We start from the raw sequence: 24,198 nt of genomic DNA, 5'->3' as shown, positions 1-24,198 counted from the left end.
CATCTAGCCTGGCCCGCATGAGTGAGGTTGATGGGGTGTGTCGCGAGGTTGATCGGCGTGACGAGAAGGCTCGGGCCTGGGTGGCCGAGGCGATCCGGATCGTCGACGCGGACGCGAACCGGAGCGCGGACACGCACCTGCACGTGTTCCCGATGCCGGAGCTCACCGGGGTCGACCTGTACCTGAAGGACGAGTCCGTGCACCCGACCGGCTCGCTCAAGCACCGGTTGGCGCGCTCGCTGTTCCTGTACGCGCTGTGCAACGGCTGGATCCGCGAGGGCACCACGGTGATCGAGGCGTCCAGCGGCTCGACCGCGGTCAGCGAGGCGTACTTCGCCCGTCTGCTCGGCCTCCCGTTCATCGCGGTGATGCCGCGCTCGACCAGCCCGGAGAAGGTCGAGCTGATCGAGTTCTACGGCGGCCGCTGCCACTTCGTCGAGCGGTCCGGCCAGATCTACGGCGAGGCGAAGCGGCTGGCCGAGGAGACCGGCGGCCACTACATGGACCAGTTCACGTACGCCGAGCGCGCCACCGACTGGCGTGGCAACAACAACATCGCCGAGTCGATCTTCGGCCAGCTGAAGCTCGAGCAGCACCCGATCCCCACCTGGGTCGTGGTCGGCGCCGGCACCGGCGGCACGTCGGCCACCATCGGCCGCTACGTCCGCTACCTCCGGTACGACACCTCGGTCTGCGTGGTCGACCCGGAGAACTCGGCCTTCTTCCCCGGGTACGAGGCCGCGGACGACGACTTCTCCACCGGCCGGCCGTCCCGCATCGAAGGCATCGGCCGCCCGCGCGTCGAGCCGTCGTTCGTCCTCGGCGTGGTCGACCGGATGATCTCCGTCCCCGATGCCGCCTCGATCGCCGCGATGCGCTTCTGCTCCCGCGTGACCGGCCGCCTCGTCGGCGGCTCCACCGGCACCAACCTCTGGGGCGCCCTCCGCCTGGCCGAGGAGATGCGCCGTACCGGCACCCGAGGCAGCATCGTCACCCTCCTCTGCGACAGCGGCGAACGCTACGGCAACACCTACTACGACGACGCCTGGCTCCGTACCAACGGCATCGACATCACGCCGTACACCGTGACGTTGGAGACCTTCGTGACAACCGGCCGTTGGGTAGAACCTCAGCCGCTGAGCACGCAGGAGCGTCCGCGCCCGGTCAGCTGACCGTCAGTTCTCGCTGCCGGCGAAGTCGTCCGCCTGGCGTCGCGACCGGGCCCGGGCGAGGTAGGTGGCCAAGTCCGCTGTCGCGCGGCCGGTGTCTTCGTGGCTCTCCAGATTTCCCTGCAGATAGATTCGATTCGCCATGCCCTCGAGAACAGCTTCTCTGACCTCCTCGGGCTGATTGGCGATGAATGCATGGACGGTCCGCAGCCGAAGGTCCGCCCGTTTGGATCGTCGTGATTCACGATGATCGACCGACCCGCGGGTGAAGCAGAGGCAGGCGAGGCCAACGGCCGCCAAGGCGATCCAGAGCCTTGTCAGGGTGACGGTCGCCGACGACAAGATAGTTGAATCCGAGTCGAAATAGTGGGTCAGGAGTATGACCAGCGGAACGCCGCCGACGGCAAGGCCCAGCAAGTCCCAGGTCCAACCGGCGAACGCCTTGTTGCGCGCATTCTTTCCGTAGTTGTCGGCGACCGCCTGTTGGGTGAGCGCGGTCAAGACCTTTGCGCCTTGGCCGCGCATCTCCTCCAGGCTGGCCAGGTCGCGACTTGCCCCCAGTACGGCCGCCATGAGCGTTTCCTCGAGTTCCTCGAGGTTCGCTCGATAATTCTGCGTGGCAGCCGAGACCTGCCGCTCCAGCGAATCCCCGATCTCCTTCTCCAGTTGCCTCTTGTACGCCGACAACGTGACCGACTCGGCGGCGACGGCCTGCTGTGCTTCGGCGACCTGGCGATGGAGTTGGCTCAGCGGCGGCCAGATCCCCAACTGCTCGAGGACCGTGTCGACGCCGTCGGCGGCGGCCCGCAGACAGGGTGCGCAACCGTCGGGGTCCAGTGCATATCGCGAAAGGTGTGGCTGCACGTTTGCCGCGATATGGATGTGGACATTGTCCAACATGTGCGTCGAGTATCGCCGCGGGTCTTCCTGTCGATGAGCGTCGATTGTCTCGACCAGCCAGCGCAGGCGCGACAGCGAATCCGCCAAGTCCGCATCATCCGGTAGCGCGAGGCTCTTGAGTTGCCCCGTGATCTGATTGATCAGCGCCCACAGCGGATGGTTTTTGAATCTGGTTTCCCAAATTGATCCCATAGGCCCCCACCAACTCGAAGCCAGGATGCGCTTCCGGCCCCGAACGCGTCAACGCGTGCACGTCCTGGATATCGACAAAGCGTATGCAATCGTTACTCGCCGTATGAACGGAACTGGCCGGTCTCGAAAATCGTGCATCATCGCAGTTTGTTGCCCACGGCATCGATGCCGGACCTCGACCCGGTGCCGATCCCGCCGAACGGGTGGCTCGGGGACGTCCTAGCTTCCGATGGCGAGGCCGACGGCGAGGCCGACTGCGTAGGCGAGTTCGGTCAGGCCGGTGGCTTTGAGGACGGGGATCAGGGCCGGTCCTGTTGCGTCGCTGACGACTGTGCGGACTGCCTTGGCGGCCAGGGGCAGGGCGATGAGGGCCAGGAGCGTCCACGGGGTGGCGAGGGCTGAGATGGCCGCCAGGATGAAGGCCAGGGCGATCAAGGTGGCGTACAGGTGGCGGGAGCGGGGGGCACCCAGGACGACGGCCAGGGTGCGTTTTCCGGTGACGGTGTCGGTCGGGATGTCGCGGAGGTTGTTGGCGATCAGGAGGGCGCAGGCGATCGAGCCGATGGCCACGGCGCCGGCCACGGCCGTCCAGTGGAGGGTCTCTGCCTGGACGTAGGTGGTGCCCAGTACGGCGACCAGGCCGAAGAACACGAAGACGCTGACCTCACCGAGTGCGCGGTAGCCGTACGGGCGCTTGCCGCCGGTGTAGAACCATGCGCCGACCAGTGAGGCCGCACCGGCGATCAGCAGCCACCAGTTGGAGGTAGCGCAAAGAATGACCCCGAGTACGGCGCCTACACCGAAGCAGGTGAACGCTGCGGTCTTCACCTGTCCCGGTGTGGCGACCTTGGAGCCGACCAGACGCAGTGGGCCGACACGGTTCTCGTCGGTGCCGCGGATGCCGTCGCTGTAGTCGTTGGCGTAGTTGACCCCGATCTGCAGGGCCAGGGCGACGCCGAGGGCCAGCAAGGCCTTCCACCAGACGAAGCCGTCCAGGTAGGCGGCTGCACCGGTTCCGACGAGGACAGGAGCGATCGCGGCGGGCAGCGTGCGTGGGCGCGCGCCTTCGATCCACTGGGCAGGTGTGGCCATGACTGCCGATTGTGTCAGCCACACCCGCACCAGCCACGACCAGGGCAGCCGCGGGCAGCCGCGAGCAGGGCGGCAGCGGGTGGGCCGTACGCTCGTTGCTGACATGTCTACGTTGCGCCTGGTCCCCGGTACGCCGGATGCGGTGTTGTCTGCGCTTGCCGCCGTACTGGAGGGGACGGGTACGGCGTTTGCGCCGGTCCCCTCGGATCCGGCGGCTGCGGCCCGAGTCCGGCAGGCGGCTGCGCCGGACGAGCCGCTGGAGGACCACTGTGCTGTGGTGCTCACCACATCCGGGTCGTCCGGTGAGCCGAAGGGCGTGCTGCTGTCCCGCGAGGCCCTGCTCGCCTCCGCGACCGCTACGCACGACCGACTCGGTGGCCCCGGCCAGTGGCTGCTGCCGATGAAGCCGTACTTCGTGGGCGGCCTGCAGATCCTCACCCGGTCAGTCGTGGCGGGCCTGGCCCCAGTCGTCGCTAAGGCGAGCTTCAGCGAGGCAGCCGCCGCGATGACCGGCGCCCGGCGCTACACCGCGATGGTCCCGACCCAACTCGCGCGCTACTTGGATACCGACGTCGACGCCCTGCGCGTGTTCGACGCGATCATCATCGGTGGCGCCGCGACCCCGGCTCCGTTGAAGGCCCGCGCGGCCGAGGCCGGCGTCACCGCGATCCCGGCGTACGGGATGACGGAGACCGGCAGCGGATGCGTCTACGCCGGCAAGCCGTTGGAGGGTACGGCGATCGCCTTCGACGCCGGCCGCATCCTGATCAAAGGCCCGACGCTGTTCTCCGGCTACCGACGACGGCCCGAGTTGACGGCCGAGGTGCTCCGGGACGGCTGGTTCCGCACACAGGACCGCGGCGAGCTCGTCGACGGTCGCCTGCGGGTGATCGGCCGGGTGGACGACGTGGTGATCTCAGGCGGCGTCAACATCACGCTCCCGACCGTCCAGGCCCGGCTGCTCGAGCACCCGCGGCTGAAGGATGTGGTCGTGCTGGGCGTGCCCGACGCCGAGTGGGGGACCCGGGTGGTCGCCTTTGTCGTGGGTGAACCCGGCCGCGACGAGCTGCGCGACTTCGTGGCCGAGGTGCTGCCGCGGACCTGGGCCCCGCGTGAAGTGGTCCAGCTGTCCGTACTGCCGATGCTTGCCTCAGGCAAGGTTGATCGTCAGGCGCTGCTGGAGGGCGTGCGGTGATCACGTACTCGATCGGCCTCAAGAACAGGTTCCGCGGCATCACCGTGCGCGAGGGCATGCTCTTCGAAGGCCCCGCGGGCTGGGCCGAGTGGAGTCCGTTCCTGGACTACGACGACGCGACCTGCGTGCCTTGGTTGCAGGCGGCCCAGGAGGCGGCCGTCGACGGGTGGCCGGCTCCGGTGCGGGACGCCGTACCCGTGAACTGTACTGTGCCCGCTGTCGGTCCGGAGCGCGCTGCCGAGATCGTGCGGACGTCTGGATGCCGCACGGCCAAGGTGAAGGTGGCAGAGCCGGGGCAGTCGGTCGCGGACGACCTGGAGCGCGTGGAGGCAGTCCGGGACGCCATCGGAGCCGGGCGTGTGCGCATTGACGCCAACGGCGCGTGGTCGGTAGATGAGGCTGTGCAAGCACTACGGGAGCTCCAGCGCTTCGACCTGGAGTACGTCGAGCAGCCGTGCGCGCGCGTGGAGGATCTAGCAGCCGTCAGACGCCGTACCGACGTCCCCGTGGCGGCAGACGAGTCGATCCGGCGGGCCGAGGACCCCTTGCTGGTGAAGAAGCTGGACGCGGCGGACATCGCCGTACTGAAGGTCCAGCCCATCGGTGGAGTGCGTGCGTGCCTGGACATCGCTGAGCAGATCGGACTCCCTGTGGTGGTCTCGTCAGCGCTCGAGACGTCAGTGGGTATCGCTGCGGGTGTTGCACTCGCTGCCGCGCTTCCGGAGCTGCCGTACGCGTGCGGGCTCGCCACAGTGTCCATGTTCACCAGCGACGTCGTGGCAGAGCCGCTGCTACCGGTGGACGGCTTCCTGCCGGTACGGCGCGTGCAGCCGGACCCAGCGTTGCTGGACGCTGCCCGAGCGGATGCGACCAGGACTGCGGTGTGGGAAGAGCGCATGAGCCAAGTGCAGATGAGGAGTGCCGGATGAACCCGTCCACGGCGTTTGCGACTGTGGTGGTCGACGAACTGATCCGCAACGGCGTACGCGAAGCCGTAGTGGCGCCGGGCTCCCGCAGTGCGCCACTGGCGCTCGCACTCGCTGCAGCGGACCGTGACGGCCGGCTGCGGCTGCACGTCCGGATCGACGAGCGTACGGCGGGCTTCCTGGCGATCGGCCTGATCCGTGGGACCGGACTGCCGGTGCCCGTGGTCACCACGTCGGGTACGGCGGTAGCCAACCTGCACCCGGCCGTGCTGGAAGCCTCGCACAGCGGCCTGCCCCTCATCGTCCTCAGCGCGGACCGGCCACCGGCCCTGCGGGGGAGCGGCGCCAACCAGACGACCGATCAGCTGAAGGTGTTCGGCTCTGCGGTGCGGCTGTTCCACGAGATGGGCACTCCGGTCCGCGAGGTGGGCCAGGTGGCGTACTGGCGGTCGCAGGTCGCCCGGGCCGTGGCCAACGCGGTCGGTGCCCGGTCGGCCGACCCGGGCCCGGTGCAACTCAACTGCCCGCTCGCTGAGCCGCTGGTGCCCACCGATGGGCCGGAGTGGCCCGAGCCGTTGGACGGTCGTAGTAGTGGGCCTTGGACTGCGGTGCATGCTGCCGCCGGGCAGCCGTCGGCCGTCCAGCCTGGGCCGAAGACTGTCGTCGTTGCGGGCGATGGCGCGTCACAGGCGGCGCGGCTCGCGGCGGAGGCCGGTCAATGGCCGTTGTTCGCCGAGCCGTCCAGCCGGGCGCGGACCGGTCCGTCGGTCATATCGGCGTACCGGCTGTTGCTGCAGGCAAACTCTTTGGCGGCGGAGATCGAACGGGTCCTGGTGTACGGGCACCCGACGCTGTCCCGGCCGATCGCCAAGCTGCTCGCGCGGCCCGACGTCGAGGTGATCGTGGTGTCACCGGCCGGCTTGTGGCCGGACTCGGCTCGCCGTGCGTCGTCCGTCGTCACGGGGCTGGAGGTGGCCGGTCCCGACACCACCGACTGGCTCGAGCGCTGGCAGCACGCGGACCAACTGGCTCGTCCGGTCATCGACAAGGTGCTCGCGGACGGCCTGAACGGCCCGCGCATCGCCGCGATCGTGGGGGAGGCGGTCGGCGCCGACGGCATGCTCGTGGTCGCGTCGTCGAACCCGGTCCGCGACCTCGACCTCGCACCGGTGGTCCCGATCCGCACCATCGCCAACCGCGGCCTGGCCGGCATCGACGGCACCATATCGACGGCTGTCGGAGCAGCGCTGGCCAATGCGGGGCCGACGTACGCGCTGATCGGGGACCTGGCCTTCCTGCACGACGCCAACGGCCTGATCATCGGCCCCGACGAGGCCCGTCCCGACCTGCGCATCATCGTGGTCAACGACAACGGCGGCGGCATCTTCTCCACCCTCGAGCAGGGTGATCCGACCCACGCCGGCTACTTCGAGCGAGTCTTCGGTACGCCGCACAACTCCGACCTGTCTGCCCTGTGCGCAGCAACCGGCACCCGCTACACGCTGGCCGAGACCCCGGACGCGCTGCGTGCCGCGCTGAGCCCGATGGTCGCCGGTCTGGATGTGGTGGAAGCGCGAGTTTCCCGCGACGACCACCGGCCGCTGGGCGAAGCGCTGGTGGCGGCGCTCAAGCAGCAGTGACGGGGACACGGGTCTTCTTCGCGGGCTGCAGCTTGCGCAGGTGATTGAGCAACGGCGCGATGGTCGCGATGGCCAGCGCTGTCGTGGTGAGGATCGGGATGGTGGCGCCGCGCAGCGAGGAGTTGAGCGGCGCCGCGATGGTGAAGATCAGGCTGACCGCTGTGACGATCGTGGTCAGCCGCCGGCCGGGCCGAGCGACGGCAAGGAATGGCAGGCACCACAGGAAGTACCAGTCGTGCGCACTCGGGCCTAGCAGCACCACAGCGAGCAGAGCGATGCCCACTGCGCGCGCCGCGTGGTGGATGGACGACCGCAGGCTCAGTACGGCGATCAGTCCGATCGCCAGCAGCATCCCGGCCAAGCGGACCAGTTGCAGTGCCTGCTCGGCGGCGGTGTCCTCACCCAGCCACGCGAGTACGCCGGACGCCGCCATGCCGATCAGGTTCGCAATGGAGAACGGTGAGCGCACCAGACCGGGCACGTCGAGCGCACTCAGCCATCCGGACCCCACTCCGGTCAGCTCCCCGATGGTTACTAGCGTCAACACCGACACAGCACCGGCGATCGCCAGACTGGCGAACCGCAGCGCCCGCCCAGCCCGCGGACTCATCACTGCGGCGATGGCGATCACCACTAGGCCGCCAGGCAGCTTCACTGCGGCCGCAGCACCCGCTACGACTGCCGCCGTACCCCAATGGCCCGTCAAGGCGAGAGCAAACGCACTACAGGCCAGTCCGAGCATCAGTACGTCGTTATGCGCCGCGCCGATGCCGTGCATGATCAGCATCGGGTTGGCTACGACCAGCCAGGTCGCGACCAGCGGGTCGACGCGGCATGCGGTCGCCAGTCGCGGTACGGCCCACGCGATCAGGAGCATGCCGACCACAGCGAGCAGGCGGTGGGCGAGCATCAGGACGTACGGGTCCATGGTCAGGTGTGCGACCAGACCGCCGTATGCGAGAGGTAGTGGCCCGTACGGCGCCGGCGTCTGCATCCACATGGGGTCGACGGCCTCGACGATGTGACCGGACAGCACCCCGGGGCCTACGTCGTACGGGTTGTAGCCCTCGGCCACGAGCGCACCCTGCGCGGCGTAGCTCCACGCGTCCCGGCTGAACAGCGGCGGGATCAGCAGCAGCGGAGCGGTCCAGTACGCCGTCATGCGCAGCAGTGGGAGTCGTTCGCCGGCCATCACGCGGCGGCCCACGGACAGCCAGGCCCAGGCCATCAGCCCGAGCCCGGCCACCATGAACGACAGTCCGACCATCCGGCCCAGCAGCGAGGTCCGCAGTTCGCCGGTGATCGGGAACGACGCCACCCAGGAGGAGGGCGGCACCACCGAGGTCACCAGGCTCGCCACGGCGACTACGACGGAGCCGACCACCCCACGGATCATCGGCGAGCGCATGAGCGGAAGTTAGCCGCCGTGGGCGACTCCCCGATGAACAGCGGCTTGCGTCAGGCGGATTCCTTGCGGAAGGTCCGCGCCCCGACGGTCAGGCCGACGATCGTCAGCAGCACGACCCAGAACAGGCCCCACAGCGACGAACTGTTGTCGATGTCGCCGCGGAACAGCGCCCGGACACCGTTCACCACGTGCTTCAGCGGGCTGATGTCGGACAGCCGCTGCAGCCAGGTCGGACCGATCTGCATCGGCAGCAGGATGCCGGACAGCAGCAGGAGCGGCATTGCGATCCCGTTCAGCAGGGGGGCCAGTGCGTCCTCGCTCTTCGTGATGAGCGCGACCGAGTACGACAGCGACGCGAACGTCGCGCCGAGCAGGGCCACGATCACCAGCGACAGCAGCACGCCGCCCCACGGCGCCCGCAGGCCGAGCGGGATCGCGGCGATCAGCAGCACCAGCGTCTGCACGACCAGTACGACGACGTCGCGCAGTACGCGCCCCGCCATCAGCGCCATCCGGGACGCCGGGGTGACCCGGTCGGCCTCGATCACGCCGGCCCGGTACTCGGCGATCAGGCCGAAGCCGACGAACATCGCGCCGAACATGCCGAGCTGGACGATCAGGCCGGGGATGAACACCTGGTACGCGTTCGTGGTCGCGCCCTCGCTGATCTGCGCGGTGATCGGCTTCAGCAGCGGGCCGAACAGGAACAGGTACATCAACGGCTGGCTGAGCATCAGGATCGCCCACATCGGGTTCCGCAGCGTCAGCCGCATCGCCCGGTGGAACACGATCCACGTCTCGCGAAGCACGGTCATGCCACGACCTCCTTCTCCTGCTGTGCCGGGGCTGCCTCGTCGCGCAGCGAGCGGCCGGTCATGGTCAGGAACACGTCGTCCAGCGTCGGACGGTGCACCTCGACGCCGTTCAGCTCGATGCCCTGGGCATCGATCTGGCGGAGCAGGCCGGGCAGCACCGAACCGCCACGCGGGATCCGAAACCCGACCACGTCACCATCGGTCTCGAAGTCGATCGCACCCTCCAGCTCCTCGGCGATCTTCGTCACCGCCGGCGCCTGCCCGGCGTCGGCGAGGCTGAGCCGGACCGCGTCGCCGGAGACCTGCTGCTTCAGCGTGTCCGGCGTGCCGGAGGCAACGATCTTGCCGTGGTCGATGACCAGGATCCGGTCGCAGAGCGCGTCCGCCTCGTCCAGGTAGTGCGTGGTGAGGAAGATGGTCGCGCCGCGGTCGCGGAGACCGCGGATGTGCTGCCAGAGGTTCGCCCGGGCCTGCGGGTCGAGGCCGGTGGTCGGCTCGTCCAGGAACACCAGCCGCGGGTCGTGGATCAACCCCATCACGATGTCGAGCCGGCGCCGCTGGCCGCCGGACAGCGTCTTGCACTGCCGCCGCCACAGGCCCGTCAGGTCGAGCTCCTCGAACAACCGCTGCCCGTCCGCGGCCGCCTTGGCCTTCGGTACGCCGTACAGCCGAGCGTGGTCGACGACCTCGTCACCCGCGACCGCCTCCGGCAGGGTCGAACCGCTCTGCGGCACGTACCCGATGCCGCGGCGGACGCCGACCGGGTCCTTGGCCAGGTCGCACCCAGCCACCGTCGCGGTGCCGGCGGTCGGCTTGATCAGCGTCGCCAGCATCCGCATCGTCGTGGTCTTGCCGGCCCCGTTGGGCCCCAGAAACCCGACGATCTCCCCGTCGGCCACCTCCAGATCAACCCCCTGCACGGCCTCCACCGGACCACGCTTGGTCTTGAAAGTGCGCGCCAACCCCCGCGCTTCGATCATCATGCGGCCAGTCTGGGTGATCAACTTTGAATAGTCAACATTGATTAGTTGTACCTTCCTACGCGTGCTCCGCAGGCACTCCTCGTCGCGGCGCTCCTTGTCGCACCCACTCCGCGCGCTACCCGCCCATCCGAGTTCTGCGCGCTGCCGCGCGCGTTGACCGCCCCGTGGTGGCAACTGCTCCTGGTCCCCGAAGCGTCCATGGGGTGATGCGCACGAGCCGTGGACCCTACCGCGGCTTTGCGCTCACCGTCCTCCGATTTCCGCCTGAGCGTGGATGCGTTCAACCCTCCGACCACGCCCGACTCGACGAGTCACGCCGACCGAAGGATCACCGCGGGCGGCAGCCCGCAAGTCGCGGCGATAGCCGCAAGCCCGGGCGGCAGCGCGAAATGAAAGGGTGGGCGGGCAGCGCGCGGAGCGGTTGCGACGCAGGAGCCACCGCGCAGCACGCGTGGGGAGGAAGTTACTTGGTTGGTGGCGTCGGAATCTTGCCCCAGTGGGTGATCATCCCGGGGTACGGGGCCCAGTCGGCGGGTTCGCCGGCGAAGGAGTAGTAGCCGTTCGTCACGCGTTCGTGGAAGGCGCGGGTCCAGTCGAGCTCGCCGCGGTCGCGGGCGGTGGTGATGCGGAACATCTCGACGACGTGGTTCGGCGTACCCGGGTCCTCGAACACCTGCCGCTCCGCGAACGGCTCGGCCTTCTGCCGCTGCTCGAGTTGCGTGATGCGCGCCTCCAGCGCGGCCAGCACCTCGTCGCGCTGCAGCGACCACAGGAAGCTCAGCGTCACCATCATCCGGTCGGGATGGAAGCCGTCCACGTGCCACAGCATCTGCCGCAGCAGCGAGAAGTACTCCGTCTCACCGTCCGTCGTGAGCTTGTACGACGTACGCCCCGGCCGGCTCGCCGCGCCGTCCTCGAGCTCCTGCAGGTACCCGTGCTTGGCCAGTGTCCGCAGCCCGGTGTAGATCGAGCCGGGGTTGATGTTCGCCCAGTTCTGCACGTTCCAGGTGAGCAGCTCACGGCGCAGCTGGTACCCGTAGGCCGGCTGGAAGATCCGCACGACCCCGAGCAGCAGCAAGCGCGTGGTGGACATAGTCGCAGTGTAAATCCGCGCGACGCCGGCGCCGGTCGAGGCGTAATCTGCGTGGGCATGGACGTGCGTGTGACGAGTGACGCGGCCGCCTTCGAGCAGACGGTCTTCCCTTTCCTGCAACAGGATCCGGTGCTGCACACGATCATCATGGGCAACGTCCACGCCCAGGCGTCCAGCGGTCGTACGGCGGATGAGCCGTCGTACTTCGTCTCCGTCCACGACGGCGACGCGGTGGTCGGTGCGGCGATGCGGACCCCGGGGCGGAACGTGTACCTCGGCGCCCTCCCCCCGGAGTTCGCGGAAGCGGTCGCTGATGCGTACCTCGACGTACTTCCCGAGCTGAGCGGCGTCGCCGGGGACCGCCCGGCGGCCTTGCGGTTCGCCGACCGGTGGTGCGCGCGACGCGGCGGTACGGCGACCGAGACCAAGGGGACCCGCCTCCACAAGCTCGGCACGCTGACCCCGCTCTCAGCGGAGGGCTCGCCACGGTTGATGCAGAACGACGAGGTCGAGCTGGTGGGGAGCTGGGCGAAGGCCGGCTTTGCGGAGGAGCTCGGCGGGGACTACCTGGACTGGGCCGAGGATCACCTGGAGCACGAGACGATGTGGATCTGGGAGGCCGACGGGCAGGCGGTGAGCATGGTCGGGTACCACCTGCCGGTCTACGGCGCCTGCCGGGTCGGGCCGGTCTACACCCCTCCGGAGCGTCGGCGGAACGGGTACGCCGGTGCGCTCACCAGTCATGTGACCGCAGAGATCCTTGCGCAGGGCAACCAAGCCTGCCTCTACACCGACCTGGCCAACCCGACCTCGAACAAGATCTACTTCCAGGCCGGCTACCGCCCCCTCGCCGACTTCATCGACGTCGAGCTCACCGCCTGATCGCCCGCCGGGGGCGGTGCGGTGTCCTTGGTCAGGTGAGGTCGATGGATTCGCCGGGGGTGAGGGCGCGGTAGTTGGTGCCGGCTACTTCGCCGATGAAGCGTTTGAGCATGCCTTGGCCGATCGGGCTGAGGAGGGCGTCGTGGATGCCGACCGTCTGCTTCGCCTTGATGGCGCGGGCGTACTCGACCGCGGGTGGGAGGGAGAACCAGGGGCCCGAGATGGGGACCAGGTTGGTGTGGACCTGGCGGTCGGGTTGGGTGAAGGAGTCACCCGGGTGGTAGACCGCGTCCTCGATCAGGTAGCCGACGTTCTCGCAGGGGACGCCGAGCTCCGGAAGGATGATGGCGTGGTCCTTGCCGTAGGCACGGACTGAGTAACCGGCGGCCTCGAAGGACTGGCCGTCGGCGACCACAGTGACGCGGTCGCCCAGCGCAGTGAGCTGGGCGGCGACGCCGGCGTTGGTGTAGACGGGGACCTCCAGAGCGGCGATGCGCTCGATGTCCAGGTGGTCGGGGTGCTCGTGGGTGACCAGGACCGCGTCGGCGCGTTCGAAGGCCGCGTCCTCGCTGAACGTTCCCGGGTCGACGAGCAGGACCTTGCCGTCCTTCTCCAGCCGGACACAGGCGTGCGCAAACTTCGTGAGCTTCACAGTCAGTCTCCCAACGCGTCTCTCATCGGAACCAGCTTGGCGTTCGTCTCGGCGAGCTCGGCGACCGGGTCGGAGCCGGCCACGATGCCGGCGCCGGCGAACAGCCGCATCCGCCGGGCGTCGTCCGGGTCGGCCTGACCGCAGCGCAGCGCGATGCACCACTCGCCGTCGCCGGCCGCGTCCATCCAGCCGACCGGTCCGCTGAACCGCCCCCGCCGCATGCCCTCGATCTCACCGATCAGGTCGCGCGCCAGGTCGGTCGGCGTACCGCAGACTGCCGCCGACGGGTGCAGCGCGGCGGCGAGGCCGAGCGCGGACGCGCCGTTGTCGGCGACGCCGGCCACGTCGGTGGCCAGGTGCATCACGTTCGGCAGGTGCAGCACGAACGGGGTCTCCGGGACGTTCATCGACTTGCAGTGCGGCTTCAGCGCGTCGGCGACCGAGCGGACCGCGAACTCGTGCTCCTCCAGGTCCTTGCTCGACCGGGCCAGCGACGCGGCCAGCGCGAGGTCGTGCGCGTCGTCTCCGGTACGGCGGATGGTCCCGGCCAGCACGCGGGACGTGATCAACCCCTTCTCCCGCCGCACGAGCAGCTCGGGGGTCGCGCCGATCAGGCCGTCGACGGAGAACGTCCAGCAGTTCGGGTACGCCGCCGCCAGCCGGCGCAACGGCCAGCGCAGGTCGATCGGCTGCTCGGCGATCGCGATCAGGTCGCGGGCCAGCACCACCTTGTCGAGCTCACCGGCGGTGATCCGCTTGATCGCGTCGGCGACGATGCTCGACCAGTCGGTGCCGGACCGGGCGCCGTCGGCGAACGCGACGTCGTACACCGGTGACGGCTCGTGGACGGCGAGTTCCGGCGGCACGGCCAGCGAGGACGCCGGCGAGATCGTGGTCACCCAGGTCGTCCCGCCCCGGCGGCCGACGATCACCTCGGGCACGACCAGCTCGCTCGGGTCGTCGTCGGTGAACCCGAACGACCCGAAGCAGACCAGCCCGGACCCTGGTACGCCGACCTCGTCGCGCACCACCGCGGCCGCGACCAGGTCCTTCCACCAGGCCACCGCCTCCTGGAAGCGGTTGCTACCGGCAACGTCGAGGCGGGCGGCGACGCCCCAACCGACGTGACCGTCGCCACGCCGTACCCAGGCCAGGCCGCCCTCGGCCGGCAGATGGTCCATCAACTGGGCCGACACCCCGTCGACTCGCTGGCTGCGGATGACCAGATGGGGAGCCTGGCTCCCGACCGGCTCGGACAAGCTCACCGCACCCACCCCTCGCTCGCGGCATGACCCCGGATCGCGATGGCCAGCCGGCTCTCTGGGAATGCACTCACGAGATGCAAGCGTATGCCTGCCCGATGTCCAGTGGATTTCGGAGCCTGTCGGACCCGTGATCAACTAGACACGTGACCCGCGCAGATCTGAGCAAAGACCCGCAGGCCGTGGCGGCCATGTTCGACAACGTGGCGGAGGGGTACGACCGGACGAACGCGGTCGCGACGATGGGTCTGGAGAAGCTGCACTGGCGGCCGCAGACGTTCGCCGAGATCGCGCCCCGGAAGGGGATGCGGATCCTGGACCTGGCCGCCGGGACCGGCGCGTCGAGCATCAAGCTGCTGGAGGCCGGCGCCGAGGTGGTGTCGTGCGACTTCTCGGTCGGCATGCTGCGGGTCGGGAAGCGGCGGTACCCGGGGCTGGACCTGATCGCGGGGGACGCGCTGCGGCTGCCGTTCGCCGACGACACGTTCGACGTGGTGACGATCTCGTGGGCGCTGCGGAACGTGAACGACGTCACGGTCGCGCTCCAGGAGATGCTCCGGGTGACCCGGCCGGGCGGGCGGCTCGTCGTACTGGAGCAGTCGCACCCGACCTGGAAGCCGTTCCGGGTCGTGTACCTGGAGTACATGATGCGCGCGGTGCCGGCGGTGGCGAAGGTGGTGTCGACGAACCCGGAGGCGTACGAGTACCTGGCCGAGTCGACCCGGGCCTGGTTGCCGCAGGAGCCGCTCGCGCGCGCCATCGAGGCCTCCGGCTGGACCCGGGTGCAGTGGCGCAATCTGACCGGTGGCCTGGTGGCCATCCACCGGGCGGTCAAGCCTGCTTAATTACGCAAGGAAAATTGCGCGTAAATCGCTTGTGGACAAGGGGAAGTGGGCCGGTTTCGTGTCCGAGTCAGGCAGTCCTAGACTGTCGGGTGTCGAGGCTTCGTGAATCCCTTCACGATCTCACACAGTACGAGCGCACAGAGCCCAATGAACCTTCCAGGCCGGGAATCGAGATGAGCCAGAGCGTGCCGAGCGGGCAGCAGGCGGAGACCGCCGATGTGATCGTCGTCGGCGCCGGACCCGCAGGCTCGGCCGCCGCCTACCACCTGGCCAACGCCGGACTCGACGTCCTGCTGCTGGAGAAGACCGCGTTCCCGCGGGAGAAGGTCTGCGGCGACGGGCTCACCCCGCGCGGCACCAAGCAGCTGATCAACATGGGCATCGACATCTCCGAAGAGGCCGGCTGGATCCGCAACTACGGACTCCGCATCCAGGGCGCCGGGCACGTCCTGCAGCTGGACTGGCCGGACCTGTCCAGCCACCCGAACTACGGGCTGACCCGGAACCGGATGGACTTCGACGACATGCTCGCCCGGCAGGCCGTGAAGGCCGGCGCCCGGCTGCGCGAGCGGACCAACGTGAGCGGCCCGATCCTGGACGACCGGGGCTTCATCGTCGGCGTCACCGCCAAGCCGGTCGACGACAACGGCCGCCGGGCCGGCGCCGACGTCGAGTTCCGCGCGCCGCTGGTGATGGCCGCCGACGGCAACTCGTCGCGGCTCAGCATCGCGATGGGCCTGCACAAGCGCGACGACCGCCCGATGGGGGTCGCCGTCCGCACCTACTTCACCAGCCCGCGCCACGACGACGACTACCTCGAGTCGTGGCTGGAGCTGTGGGCCGACGACCCGCAGAACCCGGGCCAGCGCAACCTGCTGCCCGGCTACGGCTGGATCTTCGGGATGGGCGACGGCACCGTCAACGTCGGCCTCGGCATCCTGAACACGTCCGAGGCGTTCGGCAAGGTCGACTACTCCGACCTGCTGAAGCAGTGGCTGAAGAACACCCCGGAGGAGTGGCAGTTCCGGGACGAGTTCCAGACCATCCCGATCCGTGGCGCGGCGCTGCCGATGGGCTTCAACCGGCAGCCGCACTACACCCGCGGCCTGATGCTGCTCGGCGACGCCGGCGGCATGGTCAACCCGTTCAACGGCGAGGGCATCCCGTACGCGATGGAGTCCGGGGCGTTCGCCGCCGAGGTCGCCGCCCAGGCGCTGCACCGGCAGCCGAACCAGCGCGAGCGGGCGCTGTCGGCGTACCCGAAGGCGCTCAAGCAGGAGTACGGCGGCTACTACACGCTCGGCCGGATCTTCGTGAAGCTGATCGGAAATCCGGAGGTGATGCGGCTGTGCACGAAGTACGGTCTGCCGCGCACCACGCTGATGAAGTTCACCCTGAAGTTGCTGGCCAACCTCACCGACCCGCGCGACGGCGACGTGATGGACAAGATCATCAACGGGCTCACCAAGGTCGCCCCGGCCGCCTGAAACCGGCGGGGCGAGTGAGATGGGCCACAGCGGTACTGATAACACAGTGCCTGTAACACAGCTGACCGGAAACGCAGACAGACAGACCACCGGCTGAAGGAGGGAGCACGAACCCGATGCACCCTTACGTACCGATCCTCGTTCTCGGTGTGCTCGCGGCGATCTTCGTGGCGGGCACCTTGGTGACGAGCGCGCTGGTCGGACCCAAGCGCTACAACCGGGCCAAGCTCGACTCCTACGAGTGCGGGATCGAGCCGACCCCGCAACCGGTCGGTGGCGGGCGCTTCCCGGTGAAGTACTACATCACCGCGATGCTCTTCATCGTGTTCGACATCGAGATCATCTTCCTCTACCCGTGGGCGGTCGCCTTCGACCAGATGGCGCTGTTCGGGCTGATCGAGATGGTCATCTTCATCGTCACCGTCTTCGTCGCGTACGCCTACGTGTGGCGCCGCGGCGGACTGGAGTGGGACTGAGCCATGGGTGTTGAGGAACAGCTTCCGGCCGGCGTGCTGCTGACCACGATCGAGGGCCTGTCCGGCTACATGCGGAAGGCCTCGTTGTGGCCGGCAACCTTCGGGCTGGCCTGCTGCGCGATCGAGATGATGACCACCGGCGCGCCGCGGTACGACGCCGCCCGGTTCGGCATGGAGGTCTTCCGGGCGTCGCCGCGGCAGGCCGACCTGATGATCGTGGCCGGCCGGGTGAGCCAGAAGATGGCCCCGGTGCTGCGCCAGATCTACGACCAGATGCCGAACCCGAAGTGGGTGCTGGCGATGGGTGTGTGCGCGTCGTCGGGCGGCATGTTCAACAACTACGCGATCGTGCAGGGCGTGGACCACGTGGTCCCGGTCGACATGTACCTGCCCGGCTGCCCGCCGCGGCCGGAGATGCTGCTGGACGCGTTCCTCAAGCTGCACGACGACATCCAGCACAGCAAGCTCGGCGCGCACAAGCGGGCGGAGCTGCAGGAGCGCGAGGCCGCCGCGCTGGCCGCCTCGCCGACGATCGAGATGAAGGGGCTGCTCCGGTGAGCGAGCACCAGCCTGAGAACCTTCCGGCGACCTCGCCGGCCGGCGACGCTCAGACGCCGGCGGCCGAAGTGGTGGACCAGCGCCAGGGCATGTTCGGAGTCCGCGGCACCGGTGACACCTCCGGCTTCGGCGGCCTGCGCCGCCAGGTCGCGCTGCCCGGCGGTACGCCGAAGCCGTACGGCTCCTGGTTCGACGGCGCGACCGAGCGGCTGGAGAGCCTGGTCGGCGACGGCGCGATCGAGAAGGTCGTGGTCGACCGCGGCGAGCTGACCCTGCACGTCCAGCGCGAGCGGCTGGTCGAGGTCTGCCGGCACCTGCGCGACGACGAGGCGCTGCGGTTCGAGTTCTGCTCCGGCGTCAGCGGCGTGCACTACCCGAACGAGACCGGCCGCGAGCTGCACGCGGTCTACCACCTGATGTCGATGACCCACAACCGGCGGATCCGGCTGGAGGTGTCCGCCCCGGACGCCGATCCGCACATCCCGTCGGTCGTCTCGGTCTACCCGGCCAACGACTGGCACGAGCGCGAGACCTGGGACTTCTTCGGCATCATCTTCGACGGTCACCCGGCGCTGACCCGGATCCAGATGCCGGACGACTGGCCGGGCCACCCGCAGCGCAAGGACTACCCGCTCGGCGGTATCGACGTCGAGTACAAGGGCGCCGTCATCCCGCCGCCCGACACGCGGAGGTCGTACAACTGATGACCCAAACACAATCGACACCGTCAGACCCGTACGCGACCACTCGCGACACCACCGAGGGCAAGGTCTTCACCGTCACCGGTCAGGACTGGGACTCGGTCGTGGCCGGCCTCGGCGAGGAGCCCGAGGAGCGCGTCGTCGTCAACATGGGCCCGCAGCACCCGTCCACCCACGGCGTGCTCCGGCTCATCCTCGAGCTCGACGGCGAGACGGTGACCGAGGCCCGCTGCGGCATCGGCTACCTGCACACCGGCATCGAGAAGAACATGGAGTTCCGCTCCTGGACGCAGGGCGTCACGTTCTGCACCCGGATGGACTACCTGTCGCCGTTCTACAACGAGACCGCCTACTGCCTCGCGGTCGAGCGGCTGCTCGGGATCGAGGACCAGATCCCGGAGAAGGCGAACGTGATGCGGGTGCTCCTGATGGAGCTCAACCGGATCAGCAGCCACCTGGTCTGCATCGCCACCGGCGGCATGGAGATCGGCGCGCTCACCGTGATGACGATCGGCTTCCGGGAGCGGGAGATGACGCTCGACCTGTTCGAGCTGATCACCGGCCTGCGGATGAACCACGCGTTCATCCGGCCGGGCGGCGTTGCCCAGGACCTGCCCGCGGGCGCGCTGGACAAGATCCGCGAGTACATCACCTGGATGAACAAGCACCTGCCCGAGTACGCCGAGCTGTGCAACGCGAACCCGATCTTCAAGGGACGCCTGCAGAACGTCGGCTACCTGGACCTGGCCGGCTGCATGGCACTCGGCATCACCGGCCCGCCGCTGCGCTCGACCGGGTACGCGATGGACCTGCGCAAGACCCAGCCGTACTGCGGCTACGAGACGTACGACTTCGACGTACCGACCTGGGACACCGCGGACTCGTACGGTCGGTTCCGGGTCCGGCTGCAGGAGATGCACGAGTCGCTGAAGATCGTCGAGCAGTGCGCCGACCGGCTGGCCAAGATGGAGGGCGAGCCGGTGATGGTGGCCGACAAGAAGATCGGCTGGCCGAGCCAGCTGGCCGTCGGCACCGACGGGATGGGCAACTCGCTCGACCACATCAAGCACATCATGGGCGAGTCGATGGAAGCCCTGATCCATCACTTCAAGCTGGTCACCGAGGGCTTCCGGGTGCCGGCCGGCCAGGCGTACGTGGGGATCGAGTCGCCGCGCGGCGAGCTCGGCTGCCACGTCGTCTCCGACGGCGGCACCAAGCCGTACCGGGCGCACTTCCGTGACCCGTCCTTCGCAAACCTGCAGGCGATGCCGATCATGTGCGAGGGCGGCCAGGTCGCCGACGTGATCGTCGCCGTCGCCAGCCTTGACCCGGTGATGGGTGGAGTGGACCGATAGATGGCCGAGAACCACGCGACTGCGACCGACAAGCCGGTGCCGTACAGCACCGGTGACTCGAACATCACGGAGACCACGATCGCGGAGATGCGCGAGCTGGCCGCCCGCTACCCGCAGGGCCGGTCCGCGCTGCTGCCGATGCTGCACCTGGTGCAGTCGGTCGAGGGCCGGGTCACGCCGGAGGGCATCGAGGCCTGCGCCGAGGTGCTCGGGCTGACCGGCGCCGAGGTGTCCGCGGTGGCGACCTTCTACACGATGTACAAGCGCCGTCCGGTCGGCGACTACCACGTCGGCGTCTGCACCAACACGCTGTGCGCGGTGATGGGCGGCGACGTGATCTTCGAGCGGCTGAAGCAGCACCTCGACGTCGGCAACGACGAGACCACCGAGGACGGCAAGATCACCCTCGAGCACCTGGAGTGCAACGCCGCCTGCGACTACGCGCCGGTGATGATGGTGAACTGGGAGTTCTTCGACGACATGACGCCGGAGTCGGCCACCCAGCTGGTCGACGACCTGCGCGAGGGCACCGAGGTGAAGTCGCCGCGCGGCGCCACCATCTGCACCTGGCGCGAGGCCGAGCGGGTGCTCGCCGGGTTCCCCGACGGCCGTGCCGACGAGGGCCCGACCGGCGGCAAGGCGACGCTGGCCGGCCTGCGGCTGGCCCGCGAGCGGAACTGGACGGCTCCGGGTGGCCGCGGCGGCTCCCCGGCGCCGGTCGAGCCCGTCCCCGGTCCGCGTCCCGAGGACCAGCCCGGACGTGAGTCGCAGGCCGTCCACACCGACGACCCGCGGAAGGAGGACTGACCATGCTGACCCCGGTTCTGTCCGACAACTGGGACCAGATCCGCTCCTGGCAGCTGGCGTCGTACCAGCGCTCCGGCGGGTACGACGCGCTGCAGAGCGCACTGCGGATGCAGCCGGCCGACGTGGTTGCCGCGGTCAAGGACTCGGGTCTGCGCGGCCGTGGCGGCGCGGGCTTCCCGACCGGGATGAAGTGGTCGTTCATCCCGCAGGACAACCCGAAGCCGAAGTACCTGGTGGTGAACGCGGACGAGTCCGAGCCGGGCACCTGCAAGGACATCCCGCTGATGCTCGCCTCGCCGCACACGCTGGTCGAGGGCGTCATCATCTCCTCGTACGCGATCCGCGCGTCGACCGCGTTCATCTACGTCCGCGGTGAGGTGCTGCACGTGATCCGCCGGCTGCAGCAGGCGGTCGAGGAGGCGAAGGCGGCCGGTTACATCGGCACGAACATCCTCGGCAGCGGCTACGACCTGGACGTGATCGTGCACGCCGGCGCCGGCGCGTACATCTGCGGCGAGGAGACGGCGCTGCTCGACTCGCTGGAAGGCCGTCGCGGTCAACCCCGGCTGCGTCCTCCCTTCCCGGCCGTGGCCGGCCTGTACGGCTGCCCCACAGTGATCAACAACGTCGAGTCGATCGCATCCGTTCCCGCCATCATCAAGAACGGCGCGGACTGGTTCTCCTCGATGGGCACCGAGAAGTCCAAGGGCATGACGCTGTACTCGCTGTCCGGGCACGTCACCCGGCCGGGCCAGTACGAGGCGCCGATGGGGATCACGCTGCGGCAGCTGATCGACCTGGCCGGCGGGATCCGCGAGGGTCACGAGCTGAAGTTCTGGACCCCGGGCGGGTCCTCGACCCCGCTGCTCACCGCCGAGCACCTGGACGTCCCGCTGGACTACGAGGGCGTCGGCTCGGTCGGCTCGATGCTGGGTACCAAGGCGCTGCAGCTCTTCGACGAGACCACCTGCGTGGTCCGCTCGGTGCTGCGCTGGACCGAGTTCTACAAGCACGAGTCCTGCGGCAAGTGCACCCCGTGCCGTGAGGGCACCTGGTGGCTGGTGCAGATCCTGGAGCGGCTCGAGCACGGCAAGGGCACCGAGGACGACCTCGCCGAGCTGCTCGACCTGTGCGAGAACATCACCGGCCGTTCGTTCTGTGCGCTGGCCGACGGTGCGACCGCGCCGATCAGCAGCTCGATCCAGCACTTCAAGGACGAGTACCTGGCGCACTTCGAGAACGGCGGCTGCCCGTTCGACCCGATGGCAAGCACTGTCTTCGCTACCGCTGGAGCAAGCGCATGACGATCCAAGCGAACCCACCCGCCGGGTCGGAGGTGGAGCGCACCGATCTGGTGACCGTGACCATCGACGACATCGAGGTCAAGGTTCCGAAGAACACCCTGCTGATCCGGGCCGCGGAGCAGATCGGGATCCAGATCCCGCGGTTCTGCGACCACCCGCTGCTGGACCCGGTCGGCGCCTGCCGGCAGTGCCTGGTCGAGATCACCGACGCCGGGAACGGCCGGGGCATGCCGAAGCCGCAGGCCTCCTGCACGATCACCGTCGCCGACGGCATGGTGGTCCGCACCCAGGTGACCTCGCCGGTGGCCGACAAGGCGCAGCACGGGATCATGGAGTTCCTGCTGATCAACCACCCGCTGGACTGCCCGGTCTGCGACAAGGGCGGCGAGTGCCCGCTGCAGAACCAGGCGATGACCAACGGGCGCGGCGAGACCCGGTTCACCGAGGTCAAGCGGACCTACCCGAAGCCGATCAACATCTCGGCCGAGGTGCTACTGGACCGCGAGCGCTGCGTGCTGTGCGCCCGCTGCACCCGGTTCTCCGAGCAGATCGCCGGTGACCCGTTCATCGCGCTGATCGAGCGCGGCGCGCTGCAGCAGGTCGGCATCTACGAGAAGGAGCCGTTCGAGAGCTACTTCTCCGGCAACACCATCCAGATCTGCCCGGTGGGCGCGCTGACCAGCGCGGCGTACCGGTTCCGGTCCCGGCCGTTCGACCTGGTCTCGGTTCCGTCGGTGGCGGAGCACGACTCCTCCGGCGCGGCGATCCGGGTCGACCACCGGCGCGGCAAGGTGATGCGCCGGCTGGCCGGAGACGACCCGCAGGTCAACGAGGAGTGGATCTCGGACAAGGACCGGTTCGCGTTCAACTACGCGACCACCGGTGACCGGCTGACCCACCCGCTGATCCGCGAGGACGGCGAGCTCCGGCCGGCCTCCTGGCCGGAGGCGCTGACCTTCGCCGCGGAGAACCTGACCGCGGCCCGCGGCAACGCGGCGGTGCTGACCGGCGGCCGGCTCACCCTCGAGGACGCCTACGCGTACTCGAAGTTCGCCCGGGTCGCGCTCGGCACCAACGACATCGACTTCCGGGCCCGGCCGCACTCCGCGGAGGAGGCGGACTTCCTCGCCGCCGCGGTGGCCGGCACCGGCATGGGTACGACGTTCGCCGACCTGCAGAAGGCCGGATCGGTGCTGCTCGTCGGGTTCGAGCCCGAGGAGGAGGCGCCGTCGGTGTTCCTGCGGCTGCGCAAGGGCGTCCGCTCGCACGGCACCAAGGTCTTCACGGTCGCGGCCTACGGTTCGCGCGGGGTGGAGAAGCTCGACGGTGTCGTCGTACCGGCGTCGCCGGGGACCGAGGCCGCCGTACTGGCTGATTTGGGCAACGCCGGTGCGACCGGCGCGGCTGCCCTGGCCGCGCTCGGGCCGGACTCGATCATCATCGTCGGCGAGCGGCTGGCGAGCGCGCCGGGCGGGTACTCGACGGCGCTGCGGCTGGCCCTGGACACGGGTGCTCAGCTGGCCTGGATCCCGCGTCGCGCGGGGGACCGGGCCGCGCTCGAGGCGGGCTGCCTGCCGGGTCTGCTGCCCGGCGGCCGGCTGGTGTCCGACCCGCACGCGCGGGTCGACATGCAGGCCGCGTGGGGTGTCGACAGCCTGCCGGCGAACGTCGGCCGGGACCTGACCGAGATCCTCGCTGAGTTGAACAGGAGCGCGGCCGGTTCGCTGCAGGCGCTGGTCGTCGCGGGTGTCGAGATCGACGACCTGCCGGACCCGGCGGCGGCGCTGGCCGCGCTGGAGGCGGCGCCGTTCGTGGTCAGCTTCGAGGTCCGCAACTCCCAGGTCACCGAGCACGCCGACGTCGTCTTCCCGGTGGTTCCGCCGGCGGAGAAGGACGGCACCTTCGTCAACTGGGAGGGTCGCGAGCGGCCGTTCCCGGTGGTGCTGAAGGTCCCGGCCGCGATGCCCGACGTCCGGGCGCTGGCCGCGCTGGCACAGGAGATGGACCGCTCGCTCGGGTTCACCACTCCGGCCGGGGCGAAGAAGGAGTTCGACGAGCTCGGCCGCTGGGACGGCGACCGCGCGCAGGAGCCGACGTACCAGGCCGGTCCGTCGCTCGGCGCCTTCGACTCCACCCGGCTGGCGACCTGGCGGATGCTGATCGACGACAGCCGCGCGAACGACGGCGAGCCGCACCTGACCGCGACGGCCCGGACGCCGGTCGCCCGGATCTCGCTCACCACCGCGCACCGGGTCGGTGTCGCCGACGGTGACGAGCTGGTGGTCAGCACCGACGCCGGGTCGATCCGGCTGCCGGTGGTGATCAGCCCGATGACCGACAACGTGGTGTGGCTGCCGACCAACTCGGCCGACTCGCACGTCCGCCGGTCGCTGCACGCCGACCATGGCTCGATCGTGACGATCGCCGGAGGGAACTCATGAACGAGCGAAGCGAGT

General features: G+C 69.2%; 22 protein-coding genes. 14 read left to right on the top strand and 8 right to left on the bottom strand.

What is annotated here, in order from left to right; all coding sequences use genetic code 11:
• Positions 1-17: 17 nt before the first annotated feature.
• On the top strand, positions 18-1,172 hold the full coding sequence (locus AB0H36_RS21265; RefSeq protein ID WP_360525746.1) for a PLP-dependent cysteine synthase family protein: 1,155 nt from the start codon (positions 18-20) through the stop codon (positions 1,170-1,172).
• Positions 1,173-1,175: 3 nt separating this feature from the next.
• On the opposite strand, the gene AB0H36_RS21260 is transcribed toward AB0H36_RS21265, so the two are convergent.
• Positions 1,176-2,261, bottom strand: a complete 1,086-nt coding sequence (locus tag AB0H36_RS21260) for a hypothetical protein (RefSeq protein ID WP_360525743.1) — start codon at positions 2,259-2,261, stop codon at positions 1,176-1,178.
• A 219-nt stretch (positions 2,262-2,480) separates the two neighbouring features.
• Positions 2,481-3,353: a 1,4-dihydroxy-2-naphthoate polyprenyltransferase gene (locus AB0H36_RS21255; protein ID WP_360525740.1), complete on the bottom strand. Its 873-nt coding sequence runs from the start codon at positions 3,351-3,353 to the stop codon at positions 2,481-2,483.
• Positions 3,354-3,456: 103 nt separating this feature from the next.
• On the opposite strand from AB0H36_RS21255, the gene menE reads away from it, so the two are divergent.
• From menE to menD, 3 genes are read left to right on the top strand one after another with little or no spacing between them, the layout of a single operon-like run.
• Positions 3,457-4,548, top strand: a complete 1,092-nt coding sequence (gene menE, locus AB0H36_RS21250; protein WP_360525737.1) for an o-succinylbenzoate--CoA ligase — start codon at positions 3,457-3,459, stop codon at positions 4,546-4,548.
• Positions 4,545-5,477 carry an o-succinylbenzoate synthase gene (locus tag AB0H36_RS21245; protein ID WP_360525734.1) on the top strand — a complete coding sequence of 311 codons (933 nt, stop codon included), beginning with the start codon at positions 4,545-4,547 and terminating at the stop codon, positions 5,475-5,477. Before menE ends, AB0H36_RS21245 begins: the two co-directional genes overlap by 4 nt.
• The gene (menD, locus tag AB0H36_RS21240) at positions 5,474-7,114 is read left to right on the top strand and encodes a 2-succinyl-5-enolpyruvyl-6-hydroxy-3-cyclohexene-1-carboxylic-acid synthase (protein ID WP_360525731.1); all 1,641 of its coding nucleotides are present in this window, start codon (positions 5,474-5,476) and stop codon (positions 7,112-7,114) included. Before AB0H36_RS21245 ends, menD begins: the two co-directional genes overlap by 4 nt.
• Here the strand turns inward: menD and mptB are convergent.
• The 4 genes from mptB to AB0H36_RS21220 form a co-directional block, all read right to left on the bottom strand.
• Complete coding sequence (gene mptB, locus AB0H36_RS21235; RefSeq protein WP_360525728.1) at positions 7,101-8,522, bottom strand: polyprenol phosphomannose-dependent alpha 1,6 mannosyltransferase MptB; 1,422 nt, start codon at positions 8,520-8,522, stop codon at positions 7,101-7,103. The two genes, menD and mptB, sit on opposite strands and share 14 nt — an antisense overlap.
• 50 nt (positions 8,523-8,572) lie before the next feature.
• Positions 8,573-9,337 (bottom strand): ABC transporter permease, encoded by a 765-nt coding sequence (locus tag AB0H36_RS21230; protein ID WP_360525725.1) that lies wholly within the window; start codon positions 9,335-9,337, stop codon positions 8,573-8,575.
• Positions 9,334-10,320 carry an ATP-binding cassette domain-containing protein gene (locus tag AB0H36_RS21225; RefSeq protein ID WP_360525722.1) on the bottom strand — a complete coding sequence of 329 codons (987 nt, stop codon included), beginning with the start codon at positions 10,318-10,320 and terminating at the stop codon, positions 9,334-9,336. Before AB0H36_RS21225 ends, AB0H36_RS21230 begins: the two co-directional genes overlap by 4 nt.
• A gap of 463 nt (positions 10,321-10,783) precedes the next feature.
• Positions 10,784-11,413: a PadR family transcriptional regulator gene (locus AB0H36_RS21220; RefSeq protein WP_360525719.1), complete on the bottom strand. Its 630-nt coding sequence runs from the start codon at positions 11,411-11,413 to the stop codon at positions 10,784-10,786.
• A gap of 57 nt (positions 11,414-11,470) precedes the next feature.
• Here AB0H36_RS21220 and AB0H36_RS21215 point away from each other — a divergent pair, with 57 nt between their 5' ends.
• On the top strand, positions 11,471-12,295 hold the full coding sequence (locus AB0H36_RS21215) for a GNAT family N-acetyltransferase (protein WP_360525716.1): 825 nt from the start codon (positions 11,471-11,473) through the stop codon (positions 12,293-12,295).
• 31 nt (positions 12,296-12,326) lie between these two features.
• Here AB0H36_RS21215 and AB0H36_RS21210 read toward each other — a convergent pair whose 3' ends face one another.
• Positions 12,327-12,947, bottom strand: coding sequence for an MBL fold metallo-hydrolase (locus AB0H36_RS21210; protein ID WP_360525713.1), 621 nt, complete (start codon positions 12,945-12,947; stop codon positions 12,327-12,329).
• Positions 12,948-12,949: 2 nt separating this feature from the next.
• Positions 12,950-14,212, bottom strand: coding sequence for an isochorismate synthase (locus AB0H36_RS21205; protein ID WP_360525710.1), 1,263 nt, complete (start codon positions 14,210-14,212; stop codon positions 12,950-12,952).
• A gap of 143 nt (positions 14,213-14,355) precedes the next feature.
• Between AB0H36_RS21205 and AB0H36_RS21200 the strand changes: the two genes are divergently transcribed.
• The 9 genes from AB0H36_RS21200 to AB0H36_RS21160 all read left to right on the top strand — a co-directional run bounded on the left by AB0H36_RS21200 (position 14,356) and on the right by AB0H36_RS21160 (position 24,183).
• Complete coding sequence (locus AB0H36_RS21200; RefSeq protein WP_360525707.1) at positions 14,356-15,054, top strand: demethylmenaquinone methyltransferase; 699 nt, start codon at positions 14,356-14,358, stop codon at positions 15,052-15,054.
• Positions 15,055-15,227: 173 nt separating this feature from the next.
• Positions 15,228-16,541 carry a geranylgeranyl reductase family protein gene (locus AB0H36_RS21195; protein ID WP_360525704.1) on the top strand — a complete coding sequence of 438 codons (1,314 nt, stop codon included), beginning with the start codon at positions 15,228-15,230 and terminating at the stop codon, positions 16,539-16,541.
• A gap of 116 nt (positions 16,542-16,657) precedes the next feature.
• Entirely contained in the window at positions 16,658-17,017 is a 360-nt protein-coding gene (locus tag AB0H36_RS21190) for an NADH-quinone oxidoreductase subunit A (protein ID WP_132147066.1), read from the top strand.
• 3 nt (positions 17,018-17,020) lie between these two features.
• Positions 17,021-17,575 (top strand): NADH-quinone oxidoreductase subunit B family protein, encoded by a 555-nt coding sequence (locus tag AB0H36_RS21185; protein ID WP_360487297.1) that lies wholly within the window; start codon positions 17,021-17,023, stop codon positions 17,573-17,575.
• Entirely contained in the window at positions 17,572-18,279 is a 708-nt protein-coding gene (locus tag AB0H36_RS21180; protein ID WP_360525701.1) for an NADH-quinone oxidoreductase subunit C, read from the top strand. The genes AB0H36_RS21185 and AB0H36_RS21180 overlap by 4 nt, the downstream gene beginning before the upstream one ends.
• Entirely contained in the window at positions 18,279-19,631 is a 1,353-nt protein-coding gene (locus AB0H36_RS21175; RefSeq protein ID WP_360525698.1) for an NADH-quinone oxidoreductase subunit D, read from the top strand. The genes AB0H36_RS21180 and AB0H36_RS21175 overlap by 1 nt, the downstream gene beginning before the upstream one ends.
• Positions 19,632-20,438: an NADH-quinone oxidoreductase subunit NuoE gene (gene nuoE, locus AB0H36_RS21170; protein WP_360525695.1), complete on the top strand. Its 807-nt coding sequence runs from the start codon at positions 19,632-19,634 to the stop codon at positions 20,436-20,438. It abuts the gene before it with no gap.
• A gap of 2 nt (positions 20,439-20,440) precedes the next feature.
• Positions 20,441-21,742 (top strand): NADH-quinone oxidoreductase subunit NuoF, encoded by a 1,302-nt coding sequence (gene nuoF, locus AB0H36_RS21165; protein ID WP_360525692.1) that lies wholly within the window; start codon positions 20,441-20,443, stop codon positions 21,740-21,742.
• The gene (locus AB0H36_RS21160; RefSeq protein WP_360525689.1) at positions 21,739-24,183 is read left to right on the top strand and encodes an NADH-quinone oxidoreductase subunit G; all 2,445 of its coding nucleotides are present in this window, start codon (positions 21,739-21,741) and stop codon (positions 24,181-24,183) included. Before nuoF ends, AB0H36_RS21160 begins: the two co-directional genes overlap by 4 nt.
• The last annotated feature ends 15 nt before the right edge of the window (positions 24,184-24,198 follow it).

This window comes from Kribbella sp. NPDC050820, assembly GCF_040653975.1.
GTDB lineage: Bacteria > Actinomycetota > Actinomycetes > Propionibacteriales > Kribbellaceae > Kribbella.
Note: the sequence above shows the minus strand (reverse complement) of the source record. Positions and strands in the feature narration are given on the sequence as shown.

Excerpts from the sequence above, each read along its gene's own strand:
- AB0H36_RS21220 (WP_360525719.1), bottom strand. The coding sequence starts at position 11,413 with ATGTCCACCACGCGCTTGCTGCTGCTCGGGGTCGTGCGGATCTTCCAG.
- nuoE (WP_360525695.1), top strand. The coding sequence starts at position 19,632 with ATGGCCGAGAACCACGCGACTGCGACCGACAAGCCGGTGCCGTACAGC.
- AB0H36_RS21255 (WP_360525740.1), bottom strand. The coding sequence starts at position 3,353 with ATGGCCACACCTGCCCAGTGGATCGAAGGCGCGCGCCCACGCACGCTG.
- AB0H36_RS21265 (WP_360525746.1), top strand. The coding sequence starts at position 18 with ATGAGTGAGGTTGATGGGGTGTGTCGCGAGGTTGATCGGCGTGACGAG.
- AB0H36_RS21230 (WP_360525725.1), bottom strand. The coding sequence starts at position 9,337 with ATGACCGTGCTTCGCGAGACGTGGATCGTGTTCCACCGGGCGATGCGG.
- AB0H36_RS21260 (WP_360525743.1), bottom strand. The coding sequence starts at position 2,261 with ATGGGATCAATTTGGGAAACCAGATTCAAAAACCATCCGCTGTGGGCG.
- AB0H36_RS21190 (WP_132147066.1), top strand. The coding sequence starts at position 16,658 with ATGCACCCTTACGTACCGATCCTCGTTCTCGGTGTGCTCGCGGCGATC.
- nuoF (WP_360525692.1), top strand. The coding sequence starts at position 20,441 with ATGCTGACCCCGGTTCTGTCCGACAACTGGGACCAGATCCGCTCCTGG.
- menD (WP_360525731.1), top strand. The coding sequence starts at position 5,474 with ATGAACCCGTCCACGGCGTTTGCGACTGTGGTGGTCGACGAACTGATC.
- mptB (WP_360525728.1), bottom strand. The coding sequence starts at position 8,522 with ATGCGCTCGCCGATGATCCGTGGGGTGGTCGGCTCCGTCGTAGTCGCC.
- AB0H36_RS21175 (WP_360525698.1), top strand. The coding sequence starts at position 18,279 with ATGACCCAAACACAATCGACACCGTCAGACCCGTACGCGACCACTCGC.
- AB0H36_RS21225 (WP_360525722.1), bottom strand. The coding sequence starts at position 10,320 with ATGATGATCGAAGCGCGGGGGTTGGCGCGCACTTTCAAGACCAAGCGT.
- menE (WP_360525737.1), top strand. The coding sequence starts at position 3,457 with ATGTCTACGTTGCGCCTGGTCCCCGGTACGCCGGATGCGGTGTTGTCT.
- AB0H36_RS21185 (WP_360487297.1), top strand. The coding sequence starts at position 17,021 with ATGGGTGTTGAGGAACAGCTTCCGGCCGGCGTGCTGCTGACCACGATC.
- AB0H36_RS21160 (WP_360525689.1), top strand. The coding sequence starts at position 21,739 with ATGACGATCCAAGCGAACCCACCCGCCGGGTCGGAGGTGGAGCGCACC.
- AB0H36_RS21195 (WP_360525704.1), top strand. The coding sequence starts at position 15,228 with ATGAGCCAGAGCGTGCCGAGCGGGCAGCAGGCGGAGACCGCCGATGTG.
- AB0H36_RS21215 (WP_360525716.1), top strand. The coding sequence starts at position 11,471 with ATGGACGTGCGTGTGACGAGTGACGCGGCCGCCTTCGAGCAGACGGTC.